This window comes from Nonomuraea sp. NPDC050478, from assembly GCF_044458265.1.
Classification (GTDB): Bacteria; Actinomycetota; Actinomycetes; order Streptosporangiales; family Streptosporangiaceae; genus Nonomuraea; species Nonomuraea ferruginea.
This window is the reverse complement of record NZ_JBITHT010000027.1, coordinates 1-1,599: the sequence shown is the minus strand read 5'-3', so window position 1 is coordinate 1,599 and position 1,599 is coordinate 1. Positions and strand designations below refer to the sequence as shown.

The window sequence follows — 1,599 nt, the reverse complement described above, 5'->3', positions numbered from 1 at the left end:
GAGCTTGTCACCTGAAGTGTGTAAAGATCCTTTCTGGGTGATGGAGAACCCTCTTTACCTGATCCGTCCTGGGTAGGCGATATCGAGTTCGATGAGTGCTTCGCGCCAGCCGATGGTGCGCTGTCCTTCGATGAGGCGGGCGGTGCTGGGCGAGTTTTTGATCTTGCCGGTTTTCTCCTTGGTCACGGCGCGTTCGCGGGCGCGTTTGTCCTCGATGTTGATGATGGCCAGCCACAGCAGTTTGACCACGGCGTCGTCGCCAGGGAAGTGGCCGCGGGCTTTGGTGACCTTGCGCAGCTGGTAGTTCAGGGACTCGATGCTGTTGGTGGTGTAGAGCAGCTTGCGGACCGCCGGGGAGAAGGCGAAGAACGGGGTGAAGCGGTCCCAGGCGGTCTCGAACACGCGGGCTGCCTGCGGATACTTCTCGCCCCAGGTGGAGGCGGTGAAGTCGGCCAGGGCGTCGAAAGCCGTCTCCGCGCTGGGCGCGGTGTAGATCTTCTTGAGCTCGGCGGCCACCGCGGCGCGGTCGCGGCGGGCGACCGGTCGCAGCGCGTTGCGGATCAGGTGCACGACGCAGGCCTGCACGGTGGTGTGCGGGAAGGCGTGGTGGATGGCGTCTTCGAAGCCGTTCAGGCCGTCGGTGCAGGCGATGATGATGTCGCGCACGCCCCGGTTGCGCAGGTCGTTCATCACCGAGGTCCAGAAGCGGGCCGACTCGCCGGCGGTGGCCGTATCGAGCGGGGTCTTGGCCAGCCAGATCCCCAGCACGTGCTTGTCGCCGTCGGCGTCGATGCCGACCGCGAGGTAGGCGGGCTTGGCCTGCACGCTGTGGTTGTCGCGCACCTTGACCACGATGGCGTCCAGGAACACCACCGGGTAGACGGCCTCCAACGGCCTGCTCTGCCAGGCGCGGACCTCTTCCAGCACGGCGTCGGTGATGTTGGAGATGGCCTCGTGCGACAGTTCTACCTCGTAGATCTGGCGTAGGTGGTGCTGGATGTCGCGCACGCTCATGCCGTGCGCGTACAGACTGATGATCATGTCGTCCAGGCCGCCGGAGACGCGGCCGGCCCGCTTGGGCACGAGCACCGGTTCGAAGGTGCCGGCCCGGTCGCGCGGCACGGCCAGCCGTACCGGGCCGACCCCGGTCTGCACCGTTTTGCCGATCCTGCCGTTGCGGGAGTTACCCGTCCCGTGGCCGGCCACCTCGTGCTTGCCATAGCCCAGATGCGCCGACAGCTCGGCCTCCAGCGCGCGTTCCAGCACCGCCTTGACCAGCTCGCCCAGCATCGAGCCCTCACCGGTCAGCCGCAGCCCGCCCTTGCCGTCTTTCGAGCGCTCCAGCAGCAGGTCCAGCACCTGGTCGCCGAGCAGGTCCCGCAACGGCACTTCGCCGTCACGATGGGGGGATTTTTCCCCGCCATGATGAGCAGCCCGTGCCAAGCTTCCCGCCTGCTCGTGCTCTGGAATGAAACTGGTGGTCAGAGCTGATGATCCCCGTGTGTTCGTCATGATGGACGCTCCCCCCGAAGCGTTAAGATGATCTACCTTGACTCATCTACCCATAGTGATCGTTTCCACACTTAGAGTGATACCCCC

General features: G+C 65.4%; 1 protein-coding gene. It reads right to left on the bottom strand.

Annotated features, from left to right (window positions below; all coding sequences use genetic code 11):
• Nucleotides 1–54: 54 nt before the first annotated feature.
• Entirely contained in the window at nucleotides 55–1,443 is a 1,389-nt protein-coding gene (locus ACIBF7_RS44950) for an IS256 family transposase (RefSeq protein ID WP_397199932.1), read from the bottom strand.
• Nucleotides 1,444–1,599 lie beyond the last annotated feature (156 nt).